Source organism: Chryseobacterium sp. GTID13 (genome assembly GCF_056172655.1).
Genome location: NZ_JAOCMB010000005.1, coordinates 401,268 through 423,572, shown reverse-complemented (window position 1 = coordinate 423,572; position 22,305 = coordinate 401,268). Strand labels below are relative to the sequence as shown.

At 39.9% G+C, this 22,305-nt stretch carries 23 protein-coding genes, 1 tRNA gene and 1 pseudogene; 10 read left to right on the top strand and 15 right to left on the bottom strand.

All coding sequences use genetic code 11. The annotated features are described in order from the left end of the window. Positions 1-335: 335 nt before the first annotated feature. From N4G44_RS07895 to N4G44_RS07875, 5 genes are read left to right on the top strand one after another with little or no spacing between them, the layout of a single operon-like run. Positions 336-587: a hypothetical protein gene (locus N4G44_RS07895; protein ID WP_474925767.1), complete on the top strand. Its 252-nt coding sequence runs from the start codon at positions 336-338 to the stop codon at positions 585-587. Beyond that, on the top strand, positions 509-1,027 hold the full coding sequence (locus tag N4G44_RS07890; RefSeq protein ID WP_474928302.1) for a hypothetical protein: 519 nt from the start codon (positions 509-511) through the stop codon (positions 1,025-1,027). The genes N4G44_RS07895 and N4G44_RS07890 overlap by 79 nt, the downstream gene beginning before the upstream one ends. Positions 1,028-1,035: 8 nt before the next feature. Continuing rightward, positions 1,036-1,398, top strand: coding sequence for a hypothetical protein (locus tag N4G44_RS07885; RefSeq protein WP_474925765.1), 363 nt, complete (start codon positions 1,036-1,038; stop codon positions 1,396-1,398). 14 nt (positions 1,399-1,412) lie between these two features. Next, the gene (locus tag N4G44_RS07880) at positions 1,413-2,180 is read left to right on the top strand and encodes a M13-type metalloendopeptidase (protein WP_474925764.1); all 768 of its coding nucleotides are present in this window, start codon (positions 1,413-1,415) and stop codon (positions 2,178-2,180) included. 11 nt (positions 2,181-2,191) lie between these two features. Then, positions 2,192-2,365 (top strand): M13-type metalloendopeptidase, encoded by a 174-nt coding sequence (locus N4G44_RS07875; protein ID WP_474925762.1) that lies wholly within the window; start codon positions 2,192-2,194, stop codon positions 2,363-2,365. 261 nt (positions 2,366-2,626) lie between these two features. Here the strand turns inward: N4G44_RS07875 and N4G44_RS07870 are convergent. After that, a tRNA-Ser gene (locus tag N4G44_RS07870) sits at positions 2,627-2,714 on the bottom strand. Between the two features lie 127 nt (positions 2,715-2,841). After that, a complete protein-coding gene (locus N4G44_RS07865) occupies positions 2,842-3,411 on the bottom strand; it encodes a DUF6624 domain-containing protein (protein WP_474925760.1) in 570 nt (189 codons plus the stop codon). Positions 3,412-3,643: 232 nt separating this feature from the next. Here N4G44_RS07865 and N4G44_RS07860 point away from each other — a divergent pair, with 232 nt between their 5' ends. Continuing rightward, positions 3,644-6,454, top strand: a complete 2,811-nt coding sequence (locus N4G44_RS07860) for a TonB-dependent receptor (RefSeq protein WP_474925757.1) — start codon at positions 3,644-3,646, stop codon at positions 6,452-6,454. 4 nt (positions 6,455-6,458) lie between these two features. Continuing rightward, on the top strand, positions 6,459-7,484 hold the full coding sequence (locus N4G44_RS07855) for a phytase (RefSeq protein WP_474925755.1): 1,026 nt from the start codon (positions 6,459-6,461) through the stop codon (positions 7,482-7,484). A 66-nt stretch (positions 7,485-7,550) separates the two neighbouring features. Here the strand turns inward: N4G44_RS07855 and N4G44_RS07850 are convergent, their stop codons facing one another. From N4G44_RS07850 to N4G44_RS07795, 12 genes are all read right to left on the bottom strand, one after another. After that, complete coding sequence (locus N4G44_RS07850) at positions 7,551-7,853, bottom strand: hypothetical protein (protein ID WP_474925754.1); 303 nt, start codon at positions 7,851-7,853, stop codon at positions 7,551-7,553. Positions 7,854-8,494: 641 nt separating this feature from the next. Beyond that, positions 8,495-9,217: a sterol desaturase family protein gene (locus tag N4G44_RS07845; protein WP_474925753.1), complete on the bottom strand. Its 723-nt coding sequence runs from the start codon at positions 9,215-9,217 to the stop codon at positions 8,495-8,497. A 199-nt stretch (positions 9,218-9,416) separates the two neighbouring features. After that, complete coding sequence (locus N4G44_RS07840) at positions 9,417-9,689, bottom strand: hypothetical protein (protein WP_474925751.1); 273 nt, start codon at positions 9,687-9,689, stop codon at positions 9,417-9,419. Positions 9,690-9,725: 36 nt separating this feature from the next. Next, positions 9,726-10,418, bottom strand: coding sequence for a S41 family peptidase (locus N4G44_RS07835; protein WP_474928301.1), 693 nt, complete (start codon positions 10,416-10,418; stop codon positions 9,726-9,728). 398 nt (positions 10,419-10,816) lie between these two features. After that, a complete protein-coding gene (locus N4G44_RS07830; RefSeq protein WP_474928300.1) occupies positions 10,817-10,933 on the bottom strand; it encodes a hypothetical protein in 117 nt (38 codons plus the stop codon). Positions 10,934-11,096: 163 nt separating this feature from the next. Next, positions 11,097-11,303, bottom strand: coding sequence for a hypothetical protein (locus N4G44_RS07825; RefSeq protein ID WP_474925750.1), 207 nt, complete (start codon positions 11,301-11,303; stop codon positions 11,097-11,099). After that, complete coding sequence (locus N4G44_RS07820) at positions 11,300-11,836, bottom strand: hypothetical protein (RefSeq protein ID WP_474925749.1); 537 nt, start codon at positions 11,834-11,836, stop codon at positions 11,300-11,302. Before N4G44_RS07820 ends, N4G44_RS07825 begins: the two co-directional genes overlap by 4 nt. Positions 11,837-12,041: 205 nt before the next feature. Further along, positions 12,042-12,968 (bottom strand): T9SS type A sorting domain-containing protein, encoded by a 927-nt coding sequence (locus tag N4G44_RS07815; RefSeq protein WP_474925746.1) that lies wholly within the window; start codon positions 12,966-12,968, stop codon positions 12,042-12,044. Between the two features lie 78 nt (positions 12,969-13,046). Next, positions 13,047-14,345, bottom strand: coding sequence for a hypothetical protein (locus tag N4G44_RS07810; RefSeq protein ID WP_474925745.1), 1,299 nt, complete (start codon positions 14,343-14,345; stop codon positions 13,047-13,049). Between the two features lie 306 nt (positions 14,346-14,651). Then, a complete protein-coding gene (locus N4G44_RS07805; RefSeq protein WP_474925743.1) occupies positions 14,652-17,960 on the bottom strand; it encodes a TonB-dependent receptor in 3,309 nt (1,102 codons plus the stop codon). 67 nt (positions 17,961-18,027) lie between these two features. Then, positions 18,028-18,615, bottom strand: coding sequence for a FecR family protein (locus tag N4G44_RS07800; RefSeq protein WP_474925741.1), 588 nt, complete (start codon positions 18,613-18,615; stop codon positions 18,028-18,030). Positions 18,616-18,652: 37 nt separating this feature from the next. Beyond that, positions 18,653-18,964 (bottom strand): hypothetical protein, encoded by a 312-nt coding sequence (locus tag N4G44_RS07795; protein WP_474925740.1) that lies wholly within the window; start codon positions 18,962-18,964, stop codon positions 18,653-18,655. A gap of 242 nt (positions 18,965-19,206) precedes the next feature. On the opposite strand from N4G44_RS07795, the gene N4G44_RS07790 reads away from it, so the two are divergent. Then, positions 19,207-19,833: an RNA polymerase sigma factor gene (locus N4G44_RS07790; RefSeq protein WP_474925738.1), complete on the top strand. Its 627-nt coding sequence runs from the start codon at positions 19,207-19,209 to the stop codon at positions 19,831-19,833. Positions 19,834-19,965: 132 nt separating this feature from the next. Here the strand turns inward: N4G44_RS07790 and N4G44_RS07785 are convergent, their stop codons facing one another. Beyond that, the gene (locus tag N4G44_RS07785; protein WP_474925736.1) at positions 19,966-20,838 is read right to left on the bottom strand and encodes an AraC family transcriptional regulator; all 873 of its coding nucleotides are present in this window, start codon (positions 20,836-20,838) and stop codon (positions 19,966-19,968) included. A gap of 72 nt (positions 20,839-20,910) precedes the next feature. On the opposite strand from N4G44_RS07785, the pseudogene N4G44_RS07780 reads away from it, so the two are divergent. Together N4G44_RS07780 and N4G44_RS07775 are read left to right on the top strand one after the other, a co-directional pair. Further along, positions 20,911-21,437, top strand: a pseudogene (locus N4G44_RS07780) (MFS transporter); the annotation flags it as partial. Then, complete coding sequence (locus N4G44_RS07775) at positions 21,411-22,292, top strand: MFS transporter (RefSeq protein ID WP_474928299.1); 882 nt, start codon at positions 21,411-21,413, stop codon at positions 22,290-22,292. The pseudogene N4G44_RS07780 and the gene N4G44_RS07775, both read left to right, overlap by 27 nt. The last annotated feature ends 13 nt before the right edge of the window (positions 22,293-22,305 follow it).

Below are 22,305 nucleotides of genomic sequence, written 5' to 3'. Positions count from 1 at the left end.
ATTATAAGTGAAGTAAGGTGTGTAAATGTAATGAATTGAATAGCAAAAGTTTTATGAGACAGATCATAATTTAACCAGTGTGAAAAAGCAGGTTGGTTAAAAATACCGTACACCGTAATCTGCCATTGGGAGGCCATTTTACTTATGGATACAGTGCTACGACTGACAATTTTGTCAGTTATTGCCTAATCGGCAAGATGTCCGCAATTTTATTATTAAATTGCGTTTAACAAGAAGAGGGTAAAAATGAAACAGAACATCGTTAAAAGATAAAAAAAATTTCTCACTACTTTAAACCGATTAATTAAACATCTGAAGATTATACATTTATAAGTATGAAAAACTATAAGTTAACAATATTTTTAATTATTATAACGATACTATTTTCTTGTAAAACTGAAAAGAAATCGAACATTCATTCTGTTTTCAATAATTCAGGTTTTGATAACAGCAATATTGATTCTACCAAAAATCCATGTATTGATTTTGATGGCTTTGCCAATGGTAACTGGAAGAAAAAAATCCTCTTCCCGCTACTGAAAGCAGATGGGGCGCCTTCGAAATTCTCGATCGGGATAATAAAATGAAACTGAAAAATATTGTAGACAGCATCAGTAAATTACCCAATCTCAAATCAGGTTCAGAATCTCAGCAGATCGCTGATTTTTACAGATCTTATATGGATACTGCTACCATAGAAAAATTAGGGCTTTCACCGCTTGACAGCTATTTCGAGCGAATTGATCATCTTAAAGATTATACCGATTGGGTAAATTTCTCCGGGGAACTTCAAAAGCTTGGCGTACCAACTTTTATCAGTTATAAGGTAGAAGCTGATGCTCATAACAATCAGATGAATATTCTTTCGTTAGGGCAAGGCGGACTAACTTTGGGCGATAAAAGCTATTATGAACCAAAAGAATCTAAAAATGCCAACTTAAAAGACAGAATGATTCAGCATATCGACATTATGTATAAAAGCGCAGGCTTTAAAGATATCTCCCCGGTTCCAAAATTTATGAATTAGAGCAAAACGTGGCCCGTCTGCAGCTATCTGGTCTGATGTTGCGCGATCAGATAAGAACCTACAATAAGATGTCTGCCCCGGAACTCAATCGCATAGCACCAAAATTTAATTGGAACGGTTTTTTAAAAGCGCAAGGGATTAATACCCAGACTGTTATTATTGAAGACCGGGCTTATATGAGCAATTTAACAACTCTCCTGTCCCAAACACCATTAACTGTATTGAAATTATATACCCGGTGGCAGCTTTTATCTCATTTTGCCCCTTACCTTCCCCAGAAATACAGTAACCCTCACTTTGCTTTTTTCGGAACAGTAATGGCTGGAAAAAAGAACAAAAAAGCCGCACAGATACAGCAATTAAAGAGTTAGAGCAAGCACTGGGCATGCCTTTAGGTAAGCTGTTTGTTCAAAGATATTTCCTTGAACAGGATAAACAAAAGATACGTGAAATGATTGAAAATGTGCGCTGGGTTTATCATCAGCGTATAGACAGCTTACGCTGGATGAGCAATGGCACCAAAGCATCGGCACACAAAAAATTAAGCGCAATGACTTTCAAGATCGGATACCCGGACAAATGGCCCGACTATTTTGGGATCTCCATACAACCATCACGTCTGATAGACAATGTTATTTCTGTAGCAGTTTTTCATCATAATGAAAACATCAGGAAAATTGATAGGCCGGTAGATAAAGGAGAATGGCATGCAACGCCACAGACTGTTGATGCCTTTTACGATCAATATACTAACAGTGCATGTTTCCCTGCTGGTATCCTGCAGCCACCTTTTTATAATCATAAAGCGGATGATGCTATAAATTATGGTGCCATAATCGCAGCAATAGGACATGAAATAACCCATGCTTTTGATGACAGAGGTTCGAAATTCGACGCGTCGGGTAATTTAAATAACTGGTGGACATCAGTAGACAGACATAATTTTGAAAACCTCACAAAACAATACATTGATTATTTTAACCAAATGGAGGGCCAGCCGGGATTGCATATTAATGGACAGCTCACTATAAGTGAAAATATAGCAGATCTTGGTGGACTTACTCTCGCCTATCATGCACTTGAAAAAAGTTATGATAAAAAAAGCAGCCCGCACCTATTAGTGGTTTCACCTGGCAGCAACGTTTCTTTTTAGGATGGGCACAAATGTGGCATGGCAACATCAGTCCTGAAGCTTTACGTAATGAACTGCTTACCAACCCTCACTTACCTTTCAGATTTAGAATAAACGGCCCCTTGGCACAGTTGCGGGAATTTAAACAAGCGTGGAATTGTGATAAAAAAGGTTCAGCCAATTTCAAAGGAATAGAAATTTGGTAACCTGTTTATTCTGGCTGAATAATCACAAACCGAACAAATTTAAATTCATTTTTAATGTCTGTCCGTATACGTTGTATGGCTTCAGTCATCTCTTCAGTGTCAAGATGTAAGCTGTAGGTTTGGATAACTTTAATTTTTAAGGGTTAATAATAATTCAGAACCTTTATACCTGCAAGATATTCAATGGATGAACAGGCTGTTAACTTCAAACAACAAAAAAGCCTTTAAATACTAAGATTTAAAGACTTTTGGTTTCTAACCTGGCGGAGAGTGAGGGATTCGAACCCCCGGACCTGTTACAGTCAACAGTTTTCAAGACTGCCGCAATCGACCACTCTGCCAACTCTCCTGAATAACGGCTGTACCGTCGTTTTCAGTGGTGCAAATATATAACGTTTTTTGAAACTGGCCAAATATTTTTTAAGCTCTTTTGTAAAAAGATTGAAATACGGAACGGATTAGTGCTATCCTTTCATTTAAGAGGACGGCATCCATCCTGTTTTTATTCTCCAGGCGATATACTCTGCATCTTTATTATCTAATTCAGCAATAGCCTCTGTACCTGGAATTTGTTCAATCTTGTCCTTTGAAAAAGGCGGTAAATTAACTTTCAGGCGTTCTTCATTCAGGTGACTTTTATTTTCTACAGGATAAGGTATACCTTCCGCGGTAAGCTGCGTTCCGTACTTTTGAGGCTGGCTTTGAAAGACCTGGATTCTGTCGTACAGATAGGCTATATTTAAGGGATTGATGTCGTTTTTGTTTTCAATCATCATCTTATAGCAGGCTTTCATCAATTCGGGCTCACCAATGGAATGCTGAATAACCAGCCATGCTGCATCACTGGCCTCCTCTCCTACTTTTGAAATTGTGGGATAACCTATTTCTTTAATGATGTTCCGCAGTCTTTCCGTATTCTGCCTGTGGATCAGTTCCATTTCCGGATGATAACCATGGGAAAGCTTTCCTTCAGAAGCCAGCTTTTCTCTCACCGACAGGTCTTTTTCGGCAAGTTTAATCAGTTCTTTTGCAAATGCTTCATTCATTATTATCATTTTAATGTTTGACTTAAATAAATATAAATCTGTTATCTAAAAGGAATGGCTCCATTTAAACTCTAAAAGTTTAAAATTAGGAATTCTCCTGCAATTATTATCACATTTCTTATTCTATCGCAGATCTCCTGTTCATAAATCCTTAAAACAATCGTAATCTACATTTCAAGCGATTCCCCAAACAGACGTTTAATTTTGCTTCTACTTAATATACTGTCATACCATGAAGAAAATCTTTACGTCTGTTTTATTTTGTGCCTCCATCTTTTTCTATGCACAAACCGGTACGGTTTCCGGAAATATTAATGATGATTCCAAATTATCGCTGCCGGGTGCTAAAATTTCGCTCACCCCCGGAAATATCTATACTACTTCAGATGATCACGGTAATTTTGTTTTCCTGAATGTCCCGCCGGGAAATTATACAATGACTGTCAATTACCTTGGTTACGGGATCAGTGAGTACCAGGTAACGGTAGAGGCTGAAAAAAATACAAGACAAAACATTATTTTCAACAGAAAGGAAACGGTGATTGCGGAGGTGATTGTAAGCGGATCTACCCTGAAAAACCAAGCCAGAGCATTGAACAAACAAAAAAATAATGCCAATATCACGAATGTAATCTCTTCCGATCAGATCGGACGCTTTCCCGACGCCAATATCGGGGATGCCCTGAAACGCGTTCCCGGGATTACCATACAGAATGACCAGGGAGAAGCAAGAAACCTGATCATCAGAGGTCTTGCCCCCAATTTAAATTCCGTAACGCTGAATGGTGACAGGATTCCGTCTGCTGAAGGCGACAACCGTAACGTGCAGATGGACCTTATTCCTTCTGATATGATTTCTACCATAGAAGTTAATAAAACGCTGACTCCGGATATGGATGCTGATGCCATCGGAGGTTCTGTTAACCTGATTACAAGAGCTTCGCCCAACGGGCAAAGGATTTCCGCCACCCTCGCAGGAGGTTACAACCCGATCCGCGAAAAAGGAAATTACACCGCAGGATTTGTCTATGGGAACCGCTTTTTAAACAAAAAATTAGGAGCTGTTTTCAGTTTTTCTTACAACAACAATAATTTCGGGTCCGATAATATTGAGCCTACGTGGAGCCTTGCTAAAGATGCCGCCCAAACCGCTTACGTCAGCAAAATGGGAATCCGTTATTATGACGAGCATCGTATCAGGCACAGTTTTGACCTGAATATGGATTATGAATTCAATTCAAAAAACAAAATTTATGCATCGGCAATGTATAATTTCAGGACTGATAAGGAAAACAGGTTTGCACTGGGTTATAAAATAAAACCGGTTTATAATGCCGATGAAACGGAGATCACAGGATGGAAAGGCAGCATCACAAGACAGAATAAAGGTGGAGATTCCGATAACGACAATACCCGACTTGAAAGACAAAAAGTGCAGAATTATGCTTTAAGAGGGGAACATCTTTTAGGCTCCAAGGTTGACCTCGACTGGTCCATGAACTATGCTACTGCCAGCGAAAAGAAACCTCATGAAAGGCATATAGAGTTTGAAAACGGAAAGATGAATTTCTCTTCAGACCTGAGTGATCCTCGCAGGCCGATGATCACTCCCCTTTCTGCAGATAATCCTGGAGTTTACGAACTAAGTGATCTTTCGGATTCCAATAGCTTTACCCAGGAAAAAGAATTCGGGGCAAAGGTAAATGTACGTTTCCCTTTTTCTGTTATTGACAATCAGAAAGGGAGACTTCGGGCAGGTTTGCGTCTTCGTGTAAAAGAAAAAGAACGGGACAATGATTATTATGCTTTTGAACCACTGGATACCATGGGAAGTCTTCTGTCTGTTCCTACCGTATATTTTGACGGTCAGAATTTTCAGCCCGGAAATTATGTTCCGGGAACTTTTGTTGATCCCTCCTATCTAGGCGGGCTTGACCTGTTTAATCCTAATTTATTCAAAGGTGAGCTGAAACCGGAAGAGTTCCTGTCGGGCAATTATACTGCAAAAGAAAACATCTATGCCGGATACATCAGATGGGACCAGGATTTCAACGATAAGCTTTCGATGATCGTAGGGGCTCGTATTGAAACTACAAAAATTGATTATACAGGAAATTATGTATTGAATGAGGAAGATCTGGCGGGGAAAATCAACCGTACCAATACATATACCAATATACTTCCGAATATATCCTTCAAATATGTTCCTGTTCAGGATCTTGTCCTCCGTGCAGCATTTACCACTGCTTTAGCCCGTCCGAATTACTATTCGCTGGTTCCTTATCTAAATGTAGTTTCCGGGGATGAAGCCATTGCCGCGGGAAATCCTGATTTGAAGGCAACCTATGCCTATAATTTCGATTTTATGGCTGAGAAGTACTTTAAGTCTGTAGGAATCCTGTCGGGAGGTGTGTTTTATAAGAATCTTAAAGATTTTATTTATACCTATTCAAGAAGGAATTACACATCAGGGGATTTTGCGAATGATTTTGCGGGACAAACCATCCCTGTTCCTCCGGGAGAAAGCAACTGGAGCTTTACACAGCAGCGTAACGGGGACAATGTAGATATTTATGGTTTTGAGGTTGCCCTTCAGCGCCAGCTTGACTTTATTCCGGGAGCCTTCTGGAAAGGCTTTGGAGTATATGTGAACTATACCTACACCCAATCTAAAGCAAAAGGTATTACGAATGAAGACGGTGTGGAGAGAACGGATGTAGGACTTCCCGGAGCTGCGCCCCATATGTTCAACGGATCGCTTTCATGGGAAAACAAACGTTTTTCAGCAAGGGTTTCTATGAATTATGCATCTCATTATATTGATGAATTGGGCGGGAATTCATTTGAAGACCGTTATTATGACAAGCAGGTTTTCCTGGATGCCAATGCTTCTTATAAGATCACCAACCAGCTGAGAATTTTTGCAGAAGCCAATAATCTCACGAACCAGCCGCTAAGATATTATCAGGGAATCCAGAGCCGTACTGCGCAGGTGGAATATTATAAGCCAAGATTCACTTTAGGATTGAAATTTGATTTTTAAACGTATGAAAAAGTTACCATTTATTATAGCAGTTTCTATTGTCCCTTTTGTGGTAAGCTGCACCACACAACATTCAGGTATAAAGCCTGCCGTTATTACAGAAACGGTGGTACACGATACGGATGATCCGGCAATCTGGATCAATCCCGAAAATGCTTCAAAAAGCATCATTATAGGAACCGATAAGGACACTGACGGCGGATTGTATGCCTTTGACCTGAGCGGAAAAATCACCAACAAAGTTTCAGGATTAAAACGCCCGAACAATGTAGATATTGAATATGGCTTTATGCTGAATAGAAAGAAGACGGACATTGCTGCCGTTACGGAAAGGGAAACTAATACCGTAAAGCTTTACAGCCTCCCCGATCTGAAGGAAGTGGGTGAATTCACGGTTTTTGACGGTGAAACGGAACGCGGCCCGATGGGAATTTCGATGTACAAAAACCCGGCAACGGGAGAAATTGATGTTGTAGTGGGAAGAAAATCCGGGCCTTCGGACGGCTATCTGTGGCAGTATAGACTTTCTGAGAAGGATGGAAAAATCACTGGTGAAGTAATCCGTAAGTTCGGCAAATACAGCTGCCTGAAAGAGATCGAAAGCATTGCCGTGGATGATGAACTGGGCTACATTTATTATTCTGATGAGCAGTTCGGGGTGCATCAGTATTATGCAGATCCGGCGAAAGGAAATGAAGAGCTTCTGGTGTTTGGAAAAGGAGATTTTAAGTCTGACCTGGAGGGAATTTCTATTTATCCTACCTCATCAAACACAGGCTATATTCTGGTTTCGAACCAGCAAAAAGATACTTTCAATGTATATCTGCGGGAAGATCCTGCAAAAGGAAGAATTGCCGAGATTCCGGTTTCTACAAGTGAAAGCGATGGCTCAGAGGTTACGAACATTAATCTGGGACCACAGTTTCCAAAGGGCATGCTGGTTGCGATGAGCAATGGCCGGGTTTTTCATTTTTATGACTGGCGGATTGTTGAGGAAAGGATAAAAGCAGCGCGGGCGGCTGGAAAGTAGAGGAATTTTGTTTTAGTTTTATTATAGTTCAATTTAAACCACTGTTTTGGCAGTGGTTTCTATTTTTTAGTGAGAAGAATTGAACGATTGTCCAATGAATCTCAAAATATTAGATACCTTGTTGAAATCATAGGCTATCACTTCTCTTTCATTCCTTAAAATTTTCTGAAGGAACTCCCAGTCTTCTGCCAAACTTCCTGTCGTGAAATTTGCGGGCTCTTTATAAACATTATATAATTCCTCGTCAGGAATATTCCAATATAAATCTTCGTATAATATGATTTTAGTATCAGAAGCTTCCAGCTTATCCATCAAAATGAATAGTATTTGCTTTATATCTTCTTTTTGAATTTCAATATTATTTTCCATTTTTAATTTAATTAAAGTTTAATAAATATAATGGTTATTGGAATCAAATCACTGTTCCTAAAGTTACCCATTCTCTAACCGTCTAAAGGTATTAATAAACTGTCTCCTAATACTTATACAAGTATCTTTGCTCAGTTCTGAACTGCCTGTAGACGGTTTGCTAAGTGGCTGTAACTTCTTTTGAAGGGTCTGCAGCTATTTGTTTAAGTATCTTTAGCCAATGAATAAGTGCCTTTAACCGGTTTGTGAAATGGCTAAAGGCACTTAGAAATTACCTGCAGTTTTTGTAAAGGTACCTTTGGACGATTGTAAACCGGCTATCCCCTTCGGAAGGACATGTAGCTACTTTAGGAATGTTTTTGGTCTCTTCAAAATACTGTGAGACTGTTCGAAGTTTATTGTGGTATTGGCCTGCCGGGTAAGGGATATAGGATTTTAGCCACGGATTTCACGGATAGGCACGAATGTTTATGCTGACGTTTGGTGAAAATGTTTTAAAAAGGCAGACTATTTATGGTTAGTAAAATTTGTACCTTTTACATAAAAAATTGGATTAATGATTGGTATAGAATGACCCAATAAATATATATTTATCATTGATGACTTCAACTGCAATCCGATAATAAATCCGTAATACACCATTACCGATAAGTCCCAAAGAGTCTGTCCCAGATGGATGTGTAGAAGCCAAAATTCTTAGTTTCATCCAGATGGTGTTGATTATGAAATCTGGTGGTTCCTATAAAAAGGCGGTCAAATGATGCCGGGAAAAACTCCCTGTTCAAATGCCCTATCGTTCCCCAAATTAAGTTGATGCTAAGATAAAGAACTATAGAAATTATAGAGAAATCATAACTCATGAGTAAGGCAAGAATCATTAGTCCAAAACCTATTGTTTCAAAAGGATGCAAAACAAAAAGACTTAAGAAATTGGTGCTGACGTGCTCATGGTGCTTTCCATGCAGTATTTTATACACAAAAGGCAGATGGGCCGCATAATGAAAGAAATACATCAAAAGATCCATCAGGAAAATCAAGGCAATGGTTTCCAGAAAGACAGACCCTACGGAAGGTTGAAGGTCAATAGTAATCCAGTTGTTTTTCCATAAGAATGCCCCAAGCAACATGACGAAACTATTGCAGACAACTGTAAGAAAACTGAGATAAGCATCAGATTGATTAACAGGATGATTTTGCTTCTGCAGCAGGTCTTTACGGCATGTTTTATCAATAAACTGATAGAGAGCTATTGAAAACAGGTACAAAAAAACATTCGATACCAGACTGAAAACAACCCACTGCAGCCAGCTGAACTGCCAGAATATCTTTAAATAACCGGAAAAATCAAACCAATTAAGATTCATAATCATTATCTTTCACTCAGATTATAAATCTATGAATTTCAATTTAAAGAATCAATGGTTAGCGATTGAAAAGAGAGAGAATATTTAACCATTAAAGAAACCAATTAATTCTATAGTTTCAATCTGAACTTCCTTAATCACTAAATTTTCCTTAATGGTTCAAAAATTCCAATAATTTGGTTTAAATTTTTCACAAAAATCATTTCTGCTTCACCTTTCTTTTCAGTTCCCGGACCCGTAAAGTCAGCTGCTTACGCAAATCGTTATGATATTGTCTGTAATTTTTTATACTTCGTTCCAGTTGTTTTTTCTGAGCCAGATAATCTTCATACAGCTCACTTAATTCCGAGATTTTCGAAATCATATCAGAAGGTTGGATCTCCGGATCTCCGGCTGTTTTTTTAAGCAGACCGCGGTAATATTCCATACGGTCTGTAAGGCTGCTGTGAAATTTTGGTTCTATTCCCTGCATGGTTATGGGTTTAATATATTAAAATTTAAAAGACGGTCACTTCCCGATGGCTGCAGAAGGTGTATCGCTCTGAAATAAAATCTTAATACTTCCATCCAAAGCATTGTTACCTGCTGATTTTGAATAAATATTATTCATAGCTGCTGAAATAAGGGTTTCCTGAGCATCTCCAAGAGGCAAAAGCGGTAATGATGTATATTCACCAGCTGCCATCTGCGGAGGGATCCCGTTGCTGTATGCCCCTTCCCCATCGGCATTGAAAACTTTATAAATAACCGGGTGCAGCTGCCATGAGATTTTCTTAGGTTTCCTTTTGTCCTCCACCATAAATCCGGCCATATCTTTACCCAGCGTTACATCCCCTACCTGAATTACCTGAATATACGGTTTAAGATTATTGATCACAATTTCCGAAGCAGATGCCGTACTTTTTGAAGTTAAAACATATACTTTATTCAGGTTCAAAGCATTGGTACGAAGGGCATTGAAATCAAGGGCAGCCGGGTCGTAGGCAATTTGCTGCGCAAATGTTCTTTTTACTTCGCCTCCGTTTTTGTTTCCTTTATAAATAATAAATGGAGAAGAGGATGATATTCCCGCTGGAATCATTGAGCAGAGTGCTGCTGCTGAGGAGACAGATCCTCCGTAGTTGTAGCGAAGGTCCAGGATCAGTTCCTGTATTCCTGCTGCTTTGAAAGCTGCAAATTTTTGGCTTAATGAGGAAGTCATTCCATCCGGAAAATCATAAATATAAAGGTATCCTGTTTTTTTACCGTTTTTTTCAAATATTTTAGATTCCAGAGGCTGTTCAAAGGAATATCCGTAATATACTGTGATATCTTTTTCATCGGTAACGGCACCGTTTTTCCAGTTTCCTACCCTGAGTTTTATCACCGTTTTATCTTTAATGGATGAAGTTAATTCTTCCGCATTGGCCGCAGTAATAGCCGTACCATTGATTTTGGTGATCATCATCCCTCTTTCCAGCCCGGAGTTGAATGCCGGGGAATTTTTCATAACCAGTTTTACCGTTGTCACTACATTCCCATTGGGCAGTTGGATCACGGCATAGTCAAAACCATACATATTCCGTACAGAACGCGGATAGGAAGAAGGATCCTGGGTATCTACAGCAAACGAAAAACGGTCCTGAGCGGAAAGCAGACTTTTAAAAAGTCTTTTACCGGCAGATGATAATCCGGTTTGGCGGGCATCTGCTCTGCCCAGTAATAATATCTTTTCATGCTGTCCTGTACCCAAAGGTTGACCCATTCCGTACTTCCTTCCGGAAAAACAGGAGTTCCCTCATCATCACTACGGGTGCATGAGGTACATGATAAGATAAAGACAGAAACTGCAACAAGAAAGAGCAGCTGAAAGGTAAAATGCTTTTTCATAGAAACGGTTTTACAGATAATCTGCCACATCAATCTCTCCCACGACCGTAAAGACTCCGTTGACCATCTTTTCCTGAAGAACGATCAGGTTGGCTCCCATATCCTGCTTTATTTTTACCCGGATAATTTCGGAGCCGTTATAAGGAGTATCTGTTCCGGGCTTATACAATTCCAGATAAACCGGAGCTGTGTTGCTGAAGAAACTATATATTTTCACCGGTGTGAAATCTTTTTTCCAATAGGATCAAATTCGGCAAGTATGGCTCCGTTTTCTCTTTTCAGAACTCCTTTCACGCCAGTAAGTGAGGTGCCGGAATATTCGCCGAGATTCGGGAAAATAAATTCAAAACCTACTTTTCCCAGATTCACCTGTGGCTTTACGGCGGAAGCCTGGAGAAAGATTCCCGGAAGGTTGAAGAAGTTCAGCGTTTTATAATCGTTGATATTGTCGTAAGTAAGATTATAATGGGCTATTTCGAGGCCGGTTTCGTTATTGTAAATACCAAGCCGGTCTGTTTCGCCCTCATCAAGCACAAATTCCAGTCTGGTTTCTATTTTATTGGTATAAGAAGTGTTTCCGTTGATGGATACAGGAGCTCCGTTAAGCCGAAGCTGGAGAACATCCGGTTTTGAATACCCTTTGATATTAACCTCTGCAGGTTTCTGAGATCGGTCAAATGGCTGCATGACGCTGCTGTCCGAACAGGAAACAAGCAGCATAAAAAATACCAGTGTAATGAATCTATTCATTTATATTAATTTAAATTGATAAAGTCTAACCTAGAAATATTGCCCCGCCCGGTGAGAACGGGACAATAAAAATTATAAAAAAACTAAGCTGGATATGTTTGTGATCAGGAGGTTGTTGCGGGGAAACTTCAAACCCTCCGGATCGATTAAGTTTTCATGGTAATTCTGCAGAATGCACTGCAATTCACGGATAAATGCTGCTTTATTATTTTTTGATGAACTTCAGCCTTTCCGTTATTTTTCCGTCGGAAACCTCTGCTGTGTACATTCCTGGTTTTAATGATGCTACATTCAGAGATCTGCTATAAGAAGCTGAAAATACTTTCTGTCCGGTGATATGGTAAATAGTAACCGAAGTTTTATTTTCTTTAAAGTTGGGATTCAGTTTAAGCTGAAGGAGCTCCTTTACCGGGTTTTCCTCTATTTTCGTTAAATTTTCTGTTTTATTCTTTACATCTGCTGTTCCTAAGAATGATGAAGCATAGATCGCCATTTCATCAATGTTGATATTCTGAAGGTTATTACCGCTCGCCTTTCTGTTCGACCATAAGCCTATATAGATTTTTTTACCTGCAAAAGCCGAAAGGTCTACAACATCTTCTGTAAACTGGGTAAGATCGTTGGAAAAAGGATTATCAGTGGTTCCCGCTATGATACGGTATGGGCTTGCAATGTCATTTCCGTTGGCATCAACTGTCATGGCCTGGAAATCTGACAGTTCCGGAACCGGCTTCTGGGCTGTGCTTACAAAAATGAAAAGATCACGTCCAAGGTTAAGGTGCGAAGTTCTCTGTCTTCCGATAGAAGCTGCAAGGCTGATGGTTCCTGATGCACCTTCCAAATTGATCTGCGGGGAGATGATCCAGTCGTTTTCAGTACCGAAACCGGAAGCATTACCTGTTGGGACAAGGCTTACAGAATAACGGAGTACACCTGATGTACCGTAGGTTAAAGCAGTCCCGTTGTGATAAATATTCTGTCCCTGAACCCATCCGTTTCCGTTGGCGTTAAGGTCATGAGTAGTCCATCCCTGAAGATCGGCCGGTGTATCAAAAGAATTGCTCCATACCTGAAACTGCGCAGCTGCAGCCTGTGATATCAATACAATAGATAATAAAAATAGTTTTTTCATAATACTGATTTATTAGAGGTTTTTTGAAAAATAAAAAAGCAGGGAAAGATATGGGAATCTTCCCCTGCATTTAAAGTTTTACTCCTGAATAGAGAAGTTGTATTTCGTCCATACACCCTGGAAGTTTCCACAGTTTCTAGGCGATACGTTCCATGGTCCGTCGTTGAAGAACGGCTGGCTCATTCCCCATGCAGAAGCTGTAGTTCCTGTCAGTAAATTGGCCGCCGGGATTGATGCCGTACCGGTTCCTGTAACAGAAGTTGTAAATCCGTGTACTTTGATGGTGCTGAAGTTGGAAGCAGAAGAAAGCTCAGAACCTGTACCTTCTACTTTGATTCCTACAGGATAACCTGTTACAACAGCGTTGTTTAATGTCAGTTTACCACTTCTTCTGATGTGGATCCCGTTTTCGTAAGCTGATCCTTGTCCTGCAATACCGTTTTTAGCCCCTATGATCGTAAGATTGTTGATAACAGGGTTGGTAATAAGCGGTGTAGCAGTACCTTCTGCGTTGTTATCAAGCTCGATACCGTTAGAATCCGGGCTGCCTCCGCTAAGGCTGTGGGTAGAATTGTAATCTGCCAAAGCAAGAGCACAGGTAATGGTTCCTGTATATCCGTTATCGAAATCGAAGTTATCGTCATCCGCAGCGAAAGAAACAAGGTTAGAAGCATTTACCGTACCTCCGAAGAATTCAAAAGAATCGTCTTTACCGTAAGATACCTGGATGTGATCCAATGTCGTTCCGTTTCCAACTCCTCCTAAAGTAAGACCGTTGATTTCGTTTCCTGAATTTGGAGCCAAAAGGTCATATCCTGCAAATTCAATACGAACATATTTCAATGTTCCTCCGTTGTGAGAAGCATTGGAACCTCCGTAGAAGAAATCAGGACCTGTTAATCCTTCGATCGTTTTTGTAGAAGGGGTATTGGTAGGAGCATCACCTAAGATGATCACACCACCGAAGTCACCAGGAGCAGCCGTTGTATCTTCATTTCCATCCAATAGTTTATAACTTGTAAAAATAATAGGCTGAGCTTCTGTACCGGTAGCGTTGATCTTACCTGTTTTAGAGATCACCAATACTCCTGTAGCCGTATTGGTTGTGTTTGGTTTTGCTTTAATGAAAGTTCCTGGCTGAATAGTCAGTGTAGCACCGTTCTTAACCGTTACGATTCCGTTAATTTCTACCACACCGCTCCATGTCGTGTTTGTTGTGATATCTCCGCTTACGCTGGTTACCGGAAGTGCAGATGCCGTGATGTATTCAGCAGATGCAGACTTCATTTCGAAAGGAGTGGAAGAATCTGCCAGGTGATCATTTTGACAAGCAGTAAGGGATAATGCTGCAGCAGCAATTAAAGTTAATCTTTTCATTGTTATAATTTTTAATAGATCCGGGTTTATGGGTTTTGAGTCCGGAAATTTTTAATATTTAGGAATATCCGCCTCTATATTCCTGCGATTTGGTTTTTACTTTACCCAGCGTTTCAGGAGGGGCTGTCCTGCCGGGGTTCCCTTCTTATCCGTCTCTGTCCGGGAAAAACAGGGACGTCCGGTTTTTATCTGATCCGGTACTGCTGTGCGCATCATCAGTATGGGTTTCCGGTCATGTTTCAGGTTCCGAAACCTGTACGCTTCTCTATCAAGAGCTCTTTTTATCTTTATATCAGGATCTTCAGGCTAAAATGTGTAATTCACACTCAGACCGAATACCCTTCCGCTGTAAGCACGGAATGTGATCTTATCAATATCCTTATCATATTTGTTGGTGGCTCCCGGAAGCAGTTCCCAGGCTTCCCTGTCTGTTGCTACATTGCTTCCTCCATCTCCTTTCGGAACTGAATAGGAATTGAAATTGTTATAAAATTCTTTCACCCGGTTGAAGAGGTTCCTTACATTCAATTTCAATTCAAGATTTCTGTTTCTCAGGAATTTATAGGAAATCTGTGCATCTGCCACGGCATATGGGCGCTGTATCTCTTCTCCGTTGTAGGCATATCCCACGGTAATGTACTGGTCGCCTTTGGCATTATATAAAAAACTGGCTCCCAAACGGTTTCCATCAAAGGTTAACCCTAAATTATAGGCATAAGGAGTCTGTCCGTATAAAGGTCTTTCCACTTCATAGGTTTCGTCATTATCGCCGGTTTTATATTGATTTTTAAAAGCGATTACTTTTGTTGTATTGTAGGTAAAATTTCCGCTTACAAAAAGCTTTTCGAGTAAAGAACCTTCTGCAATAAAGCCAAGATTCTTCCGTACCTCAACCTCAACTCCTTTCAGTTTTGCATTTTTAGAATTTCCGTTGTACAGGAACAGGTTTCCTTCGTTGGAAAGATGGCCTTCACGCTCAATAGGCTTATCAATGTTCTTGTAATACAGTCCTGCGGAAAATATTTCTCCCAGTCCCGGAAACCATTCAAACTTGAAATCATAATTATTGACTACCGATGAGGTCATTTCCGTATTATAAATCAAGCCGTTGGCCACCGGATCAAAGTAAGGAAGTCCTGTTCTTTCATTAAACTGGGGACGAATCACTGTTTTGTTATAAGCCAGCCTTACATTAATTTTATTGGTGGGGCTGTAAGTGAAATTTACAGAAGGCATCCACTGCCATGGTTTATCATCGATAGGTTCTTTTATAACCGATTGATTATCTGATACATCAATCTGCTGAGAAATAAGGTCATATTTGAAATATTCTGCACGAAGTCCCCATACCAATCTGAATTTGTTTTTCCACCGGTTATCAAACATCACATATAAGGCATGCTGAGTAACCTTCCCTTCGTATTTATCATTTTTATAGAGCGGTCTGGTTTGCCATCCGATACCTCCCGGAACATACTGCGAACCGTCAAACCAATTCGCCAGAGCGCCATACATGGTTAAATAATTTTTTTCGTTGTTCGGCACATCCCTGTTTTCATCTACTCTTAGAAAAAACTTCTGCTGCTGGTTGGTATTGTTTTTTATAACGCCGGCGTAACCTGCTTTTATATCATTTTTAAAGTTTCCCGTATCCATATTCCATTTCAGGGAAGCTCCGTAATTATAATCTGTTTCTTTATTTTCGATATATCCACGGTAAAAATTGCTGCCGGAATTGTAGATCCTGTGATAGGTTAAGATTTCGCTGCCGATAAAATCATAAAGGGTCAAATACTGCGTATAATCTTTGGTATCCGATTTTACTCCTGTTCTTGCTGCAAACCAGTTGATTTCCGCATTTCCTATTTTGTGGTTTCCTTCCAGTTTATTCTGCAGAAGGGTTTGGTAGATCGGGTAATTGGTATTGTCGGTATAAGGTTTATCAAGGCCTTTGATCTGTGAAGGATCGTTATTGGGAATAATCCCGTTATAAAAATAATTGTAGGATTCTTCTGCATTGGCAGGGGTTCCGCTACCGTTGGTATACTGGTTCCAGCCCGTTACCCTGGTCAGTGTGTTATCATAAATATGGGTATATGAATTCCTTAATGAAATCCTGCTTTTTCCAAGCTGAAGTCCAAAGTTCAGCATTCCGGCCAGCGTAGAATTGTAATTATAGGAAGCTCCTTTGTTTTTGAAATTGTAAAACACGATAGGAGCTGTTCCGTTTGCCTGCCAGTTGGGATCATATGGATCTGTAGTATCCAGCCAGTTTCCTCTTCCCGTATGGTCTATATCCAGCTTACTCTGCTCGTTTCTTACTGTAAATGCTCCTGCAAATCCCCATTTATTGTTGTTTTTAAGAGCAAATGTCCTCCCCAGGGCAATCTGAATATTCGATCCAATATCCCCTGTCGTACTGAAGGTCGAAAAGTTATCATTCTTAAATCTTTTAGACTGCTCAAAAAATATGGGATTGTTCCAGTCTGTAGCTTCAAGGTCTTTGGGAAAATCCCTGGTTCCGTCATCATACCCGAAATAATCATACTTTCCGCGTTTACGGGTGAGAAATTCTTTAAATGCCGATTGATCGTTATAGGAAGTTCCCACACTTACCGTCGTAAAGTTTTCATTGGGGATATCTTTGGTTCTTACTTCTACATAGCCTCCTGCAAAGCTGGCATTCATATCCGGAGTTGCCGTTTTGCTTACGACTATACTTTCCACCATTGCGGTAGGAATAATATCAAATGAAAAATTCTGGTTATAGGCTTCTGTACTGGGCAGATTGATCCCATCCATTGCTGCTGTATTCCAGCGTTCTCCCATGGAACGGACTACTACATATTTGTTATCGATGGTGGTTATTCCCGTTACTCTTTTCAGGGTTCCTCCTACATCATTATCCGGTGTCTTGGCGATCTGCTCGGCAGAAATACCATCGCTCATCTGGGCTGCTTTTTTCTGTTGGGCAAGAAGTCCGGCCTGGGTATCTGCTTTTCGGGTTCCGGTAATCACCACTTCCCTGATGTCTGTGATCTTATCCGGAGCCTGCTTCATGGCAAAGGATACGGTATTTGTTTCATTATTGGACACTGCAAGCTTTTCTACCCTCAGGGGACTGTATTTGGGAGCTTTTACGGTTAAGGTATATATTCCGGAAGGAAGGTCTACCACGAAATCTCCATTATTATCTGTAACAACGGTCTGTTTAGCGATTGTGACTTCAGCTCCGGCAACCGGATTTCCTATTTCATCTACGATCTTTCCTGAAATTCTTCCGTCTCCTGTTACGGAAATACCCGTTCCTTCATATTTTATCGAAATAAGGTCCCCACGGAGTCGAAATGCCACCGGAAGCCCATTGGTAATATCTTTAAGACAGTTGCTGACCGTTGCATTTTCACAGTTTACGCCTTTTACCTTCAGCTCTCTGATATCCATTTTTGAATAGGCCAGCCTCATTCCCGTTTTTCCTGCAAAATCTTCCAGTACCTCAATAAGGGGTCTGCTTGCCGGGACAGAGAATGATACCTTCCGGACCAGTTCCTGAGCTTCGGCTGCTACCGTAAAAAATACTGCTGCAACGGTAAGACCGCATTTCAATCTTTTCATATGTTCAAGTTCTCTTTATTAAAAGTTTTATTTTTTTTAATGTTATTTCTGGGGTTGATTTATTTTTTCAGGGTGTAAATCTGATCTTCTTTATATACTTCAAGTCCAAGGATAAAGGCGAGAGCTTCCATATTTTCATCCGCTGTGCCTCCTGTGAAGTCTGCTGTGATTTTTTCCCGGCAGTTTCCTTCGGATAGATAATCCTGATTTTATAATTGGCCTGCATCACTTCCGCCACTTCTTTAAAGGAAACATCATTGAAGCTTAATGACAGTAATTTCATATTCTGCTTTCCTGATTTATTTTCTGTAGTAAGTGAGATCACCGCTGCGGTATGGGCGATCCCGAAATTGGTCCATTTCTGGTTCGGTTTCAGGTAAGAAACAGGAGCTCCGGCGTAGGATACAGCAACTTTTCCTTCGTACAACTGTACAGATTTATCTTTCCCGGACTGTGAAACTTTAAAAATAGTCCCCAATACTTTGGTACTGAAACCATCTGCGCGAACAATGAACGGATGTGTTTTTGATTTCGCCACGGAAAAGACTGCATCTCCTTTCAGGTCAACAATTCTTGTGGAAGCAGGAAAGGATTTGTCTACGGTAAGCTCCGCACCTTTCAGTAGTGTCACTACAGACCCGTCTGCCAGATACACTTTACGGTTTCCTGAACCGGCTGTATAAATATCCGGCTTAAAAAAGTATGATAGGTAAGAATTCCCCCAATGACAACATAAGTATAACCGCAGCAGCCATTGTATAAGCATATTTCTTAAACGGATATATGTGAGTTGATTTTACAGGTTTGATGAAATAAAGCTCAAGTTCGGATAAGATCCTTTCTTTGGCTTCCTTCATATGGAACTGATCAAGATCCTTTTCTGTACGGATGTTCCATTGGTTTAAAATTTCAGCTTCCTTTTCTGAGATTTTTTCTTCGGAAACTTCCCTCTGCCAGAGTTTAAAAACAAACGCTGCAGTATTCTTATATTTTCGGCTTTTCATAAAGTATTTCATGGTATTCACAGATCCTTCTGTCTATAAGACTGTGAAAATGAAAAACTTCCCCAGGCCGTTCTTAATATTGTATTCACATTAAAACCAGCTTGTTAACAATTTTAATTCATTTTATAGTTTTCTCAACATTTGATTCACATTCTGGGGATATTTTTCAGAAATAATTAATCTACGGATCCCCAATGTTCACAAAAAGTTAATTTTTCTTTAGGTAATTTTGCGGTAACGATATGAAGCCTACAGATTATACATTACTGAAAAAAATAAAATCGGGCGACCGTCCTGCATTCATGCTGCTTTACGAGCGGTATTGGGACAGTCTTTACCGTTTTGTTTTTATGAGGACAAGAGACAAGGAAATGTCTGAGGAACTGCTGCAGAATCTTTGGATCAGGATCCTTGAAGATACGGCAACCATACATACCGATGATTCAGAAAGTGCGAAGGGGTATCTGCTCCGGTACCTTCATTACCGGATTATCGATCATTACAACAGCTCAAAAAACACACCGCCAACTATAAGCATTGATGAATATGACCCTGCCGGTGAAATGGATCTGTCGGATTCGGAATATTTTGAAATCCTGGAAGAAAATGAGATCTCGGTTCTATTATCAATGATTGACGAAGTCGTTTCACAGCTTCCTTCCACAGAGCAAAGTGTGTACGATATGCGGATCAGGAAGAATATGTCTGTACACGAAACAGCAGAAGCTCTGGGAATCAGTAATAAAACGGTAAGTAATAAATTAAGCAAAGCTTTAGGGGAAATACGGGATCAGCTGAACCCGGAATACCAGTCTTCTAAAAAGCTGATATCTATTCTGATGCTGATGGAATTGCTGACAAAGTATTGAATTCAAGGAAAGGAAGGCAGGTGTCTGGTGAGGGAAGTTATGAAGTCGGGAAAAACAAATTTTACTAACTGTATCAATAGATGGTTCACTTTCTTCCATCTCCCCTCCTCCATCCTAAAAACAATTCCAAGCCTAAATTTTTTCCTCCGTTTTATTCAAAGCATTCTTTCGGTATTCTTTCGGTGTCATGTTTCTGTGTTTTTTGAAAAGCCTGGACAAATGGCTTTCATCACTAAACTGAAGTTCGTAAGCAATCTCACTCAGCCTGGTACTGCTGTATTTCAGATAGGTTTCCACCAACCGTAAACGGTAATCGAGCAGATAGTCCTGGTAGGAAATACCTGTATGCTGCTTGAAATATTCCCCGAAATAATTCCTTGAAATCCCGAAGTGGTCTGCTATTATCTGAATACGGGTCTTTTCCTTATCTTTTATATGCTCCTGAATATAGGTGATGATCTTCATAATAGAGAAGGCTTTTCGGTTATCTTTCAGATCGGGAGTTTCCTCGCTTTCAATGATATTCCTGGCGATAAGATTCAGCAGGATAGAAATACAGTTTCTTATGATGAGGTAATCATCCGTTTTATTTTTGTATTCTCTTGCAACCTGTATAATAAGGGCTTCGGCAAAATCTTCGTCATTTTTATTACGGAAAACACATCCTGCTCTTGCATGGTAATTATTGCTGATATACTGTAGTTTGTAGAGGTTTTCACAGCTTTCTATCCGGTCAGCTTCCAGCCTTATTTTATCGATAAACTCTACAGGACACTGGATAACAACGAGTTCAGCATCTTCACTTTTAAAATGATAAAGCTGGTGCTGAGGAATAATAAAAAGCTTAGCTTCCCTGAAGGTAATGGACCGCTCGTCATAGCTCAATGTTCCGTTTCCTTTCAGAACATAAACAAGGGAAAGAAAGTCTTTGGTTTTGAAAACAACATCTTCATTATTGAGCTTTATTTCTTTTACATTAAAGTGTTCTACAGGCAAAACTTTCATATGGTGTACTTATTTTTCCTCCAAAAATACAATTTTAACAGCATAATAAGAGGTTAATTTTGCCGAAAAAAAATGAACATTTATCCCAAACGCTGGCAGGCATTAGGTTATCTGACTGCAGGAGCTTTTCTTTCTCCACTGGATTATTTTATTGTGAATATGGCATTGCCTTCTATTCAGAAAGCTTTCAACGCCAGTGATCACCAGTTGCAGATGGTTGTTGCCATTTACGGTCTTACCTATGCTGCTCTTGTGGTATTTGGAGGGCGTCTGGGAGACCTGTACGGAAGAAAAAAATATTTGTGCTGGGGCTGTACATTTTTTTGTTTGCTTCACTGGCTTGTGCTTTTTCCCCCAATATTACATTTCTTATTGTTTCGCGGCTGTTTCAGGGATTTGGCGCTTCTTTTCTGGCTCCACAGGTACTGGCTTCAATAAGGGTTTTATTCAAAACAGGGGAACAGCCTAAGGCTGTAAGTATTTTCAGCTCTGTTTTCGGATTGGCTTCTGTTGCCGGACAGCTTTTGGGTGGTTTCCTGCTTAATCTTCACGGGACAGGATTGACATGGGAAATGGTATTTTTGGTTAATGTGCCTGTTACACTGATCTGCATTATTGGTATTCATTTTACAATGGATAATAACAGAGAAGGAAAAGGACAAAAAATAGATTTTACCGGTGCATTTCTTCTTATCATCTCTTTGCTGATGATCATTTGTTCTATTATTTTCGGAAGGAAATACCATTGGGCCTGGTGGATCTTTGCTGTCTTGCTTACCGGAATACTACTGCTTATTGTATTTTACAAATATGAAGTACAATCAATGCGTGAAAATAAAGCTGTATTAATAGATCCTACCCTTTTGGCGAATCAATCATTTGCTTTGTCTCTTCTTATTATCTTTTTTTATAATTTCACATCAGGACTTTTTATCTGCTATCCCTATTATCTGCAGGAATTTTTGAGCCGCGATCCTGTAGAAACAGGATTGGCAGTCATTCCCTATGGGATTGCTTTCTTTATGGGACCTCTGCTTGTTCCCAAGATAAAATTTCCAGCTTACACCGTCGTCTACATTGGACTGGGTCTGTTGATTTTAGGTTTCTCTCTCACTTCAATCTTTATTTATTTTCAGGAAAAACCGTCTGCAGGAACAGATATCAGTCTGTTTTTAGCGGGTCTGGGTCATGGTATTCTTATGCCCGTAATGATGCGGGAAGCTATTGTATTGATTGGCAAAGAGAAAGCAGGCCAGGCTTCCGGGCTGATCAGTATCAGCATACAGATTGGCAGTGTAACCGGTGGAACTCTTATCGGGACCTTATTTTTCAGTACTATCAGTTTTTTAGGCTTTCCGAAGGCTTTTGCTCTGGCTGTTTTAATGATTGCTATAATTCAGATAGCTGGAATTTTTATGAATAAAAAACTGCAAAAGGATCATCAATTATATTAATTTAAGAATGAAT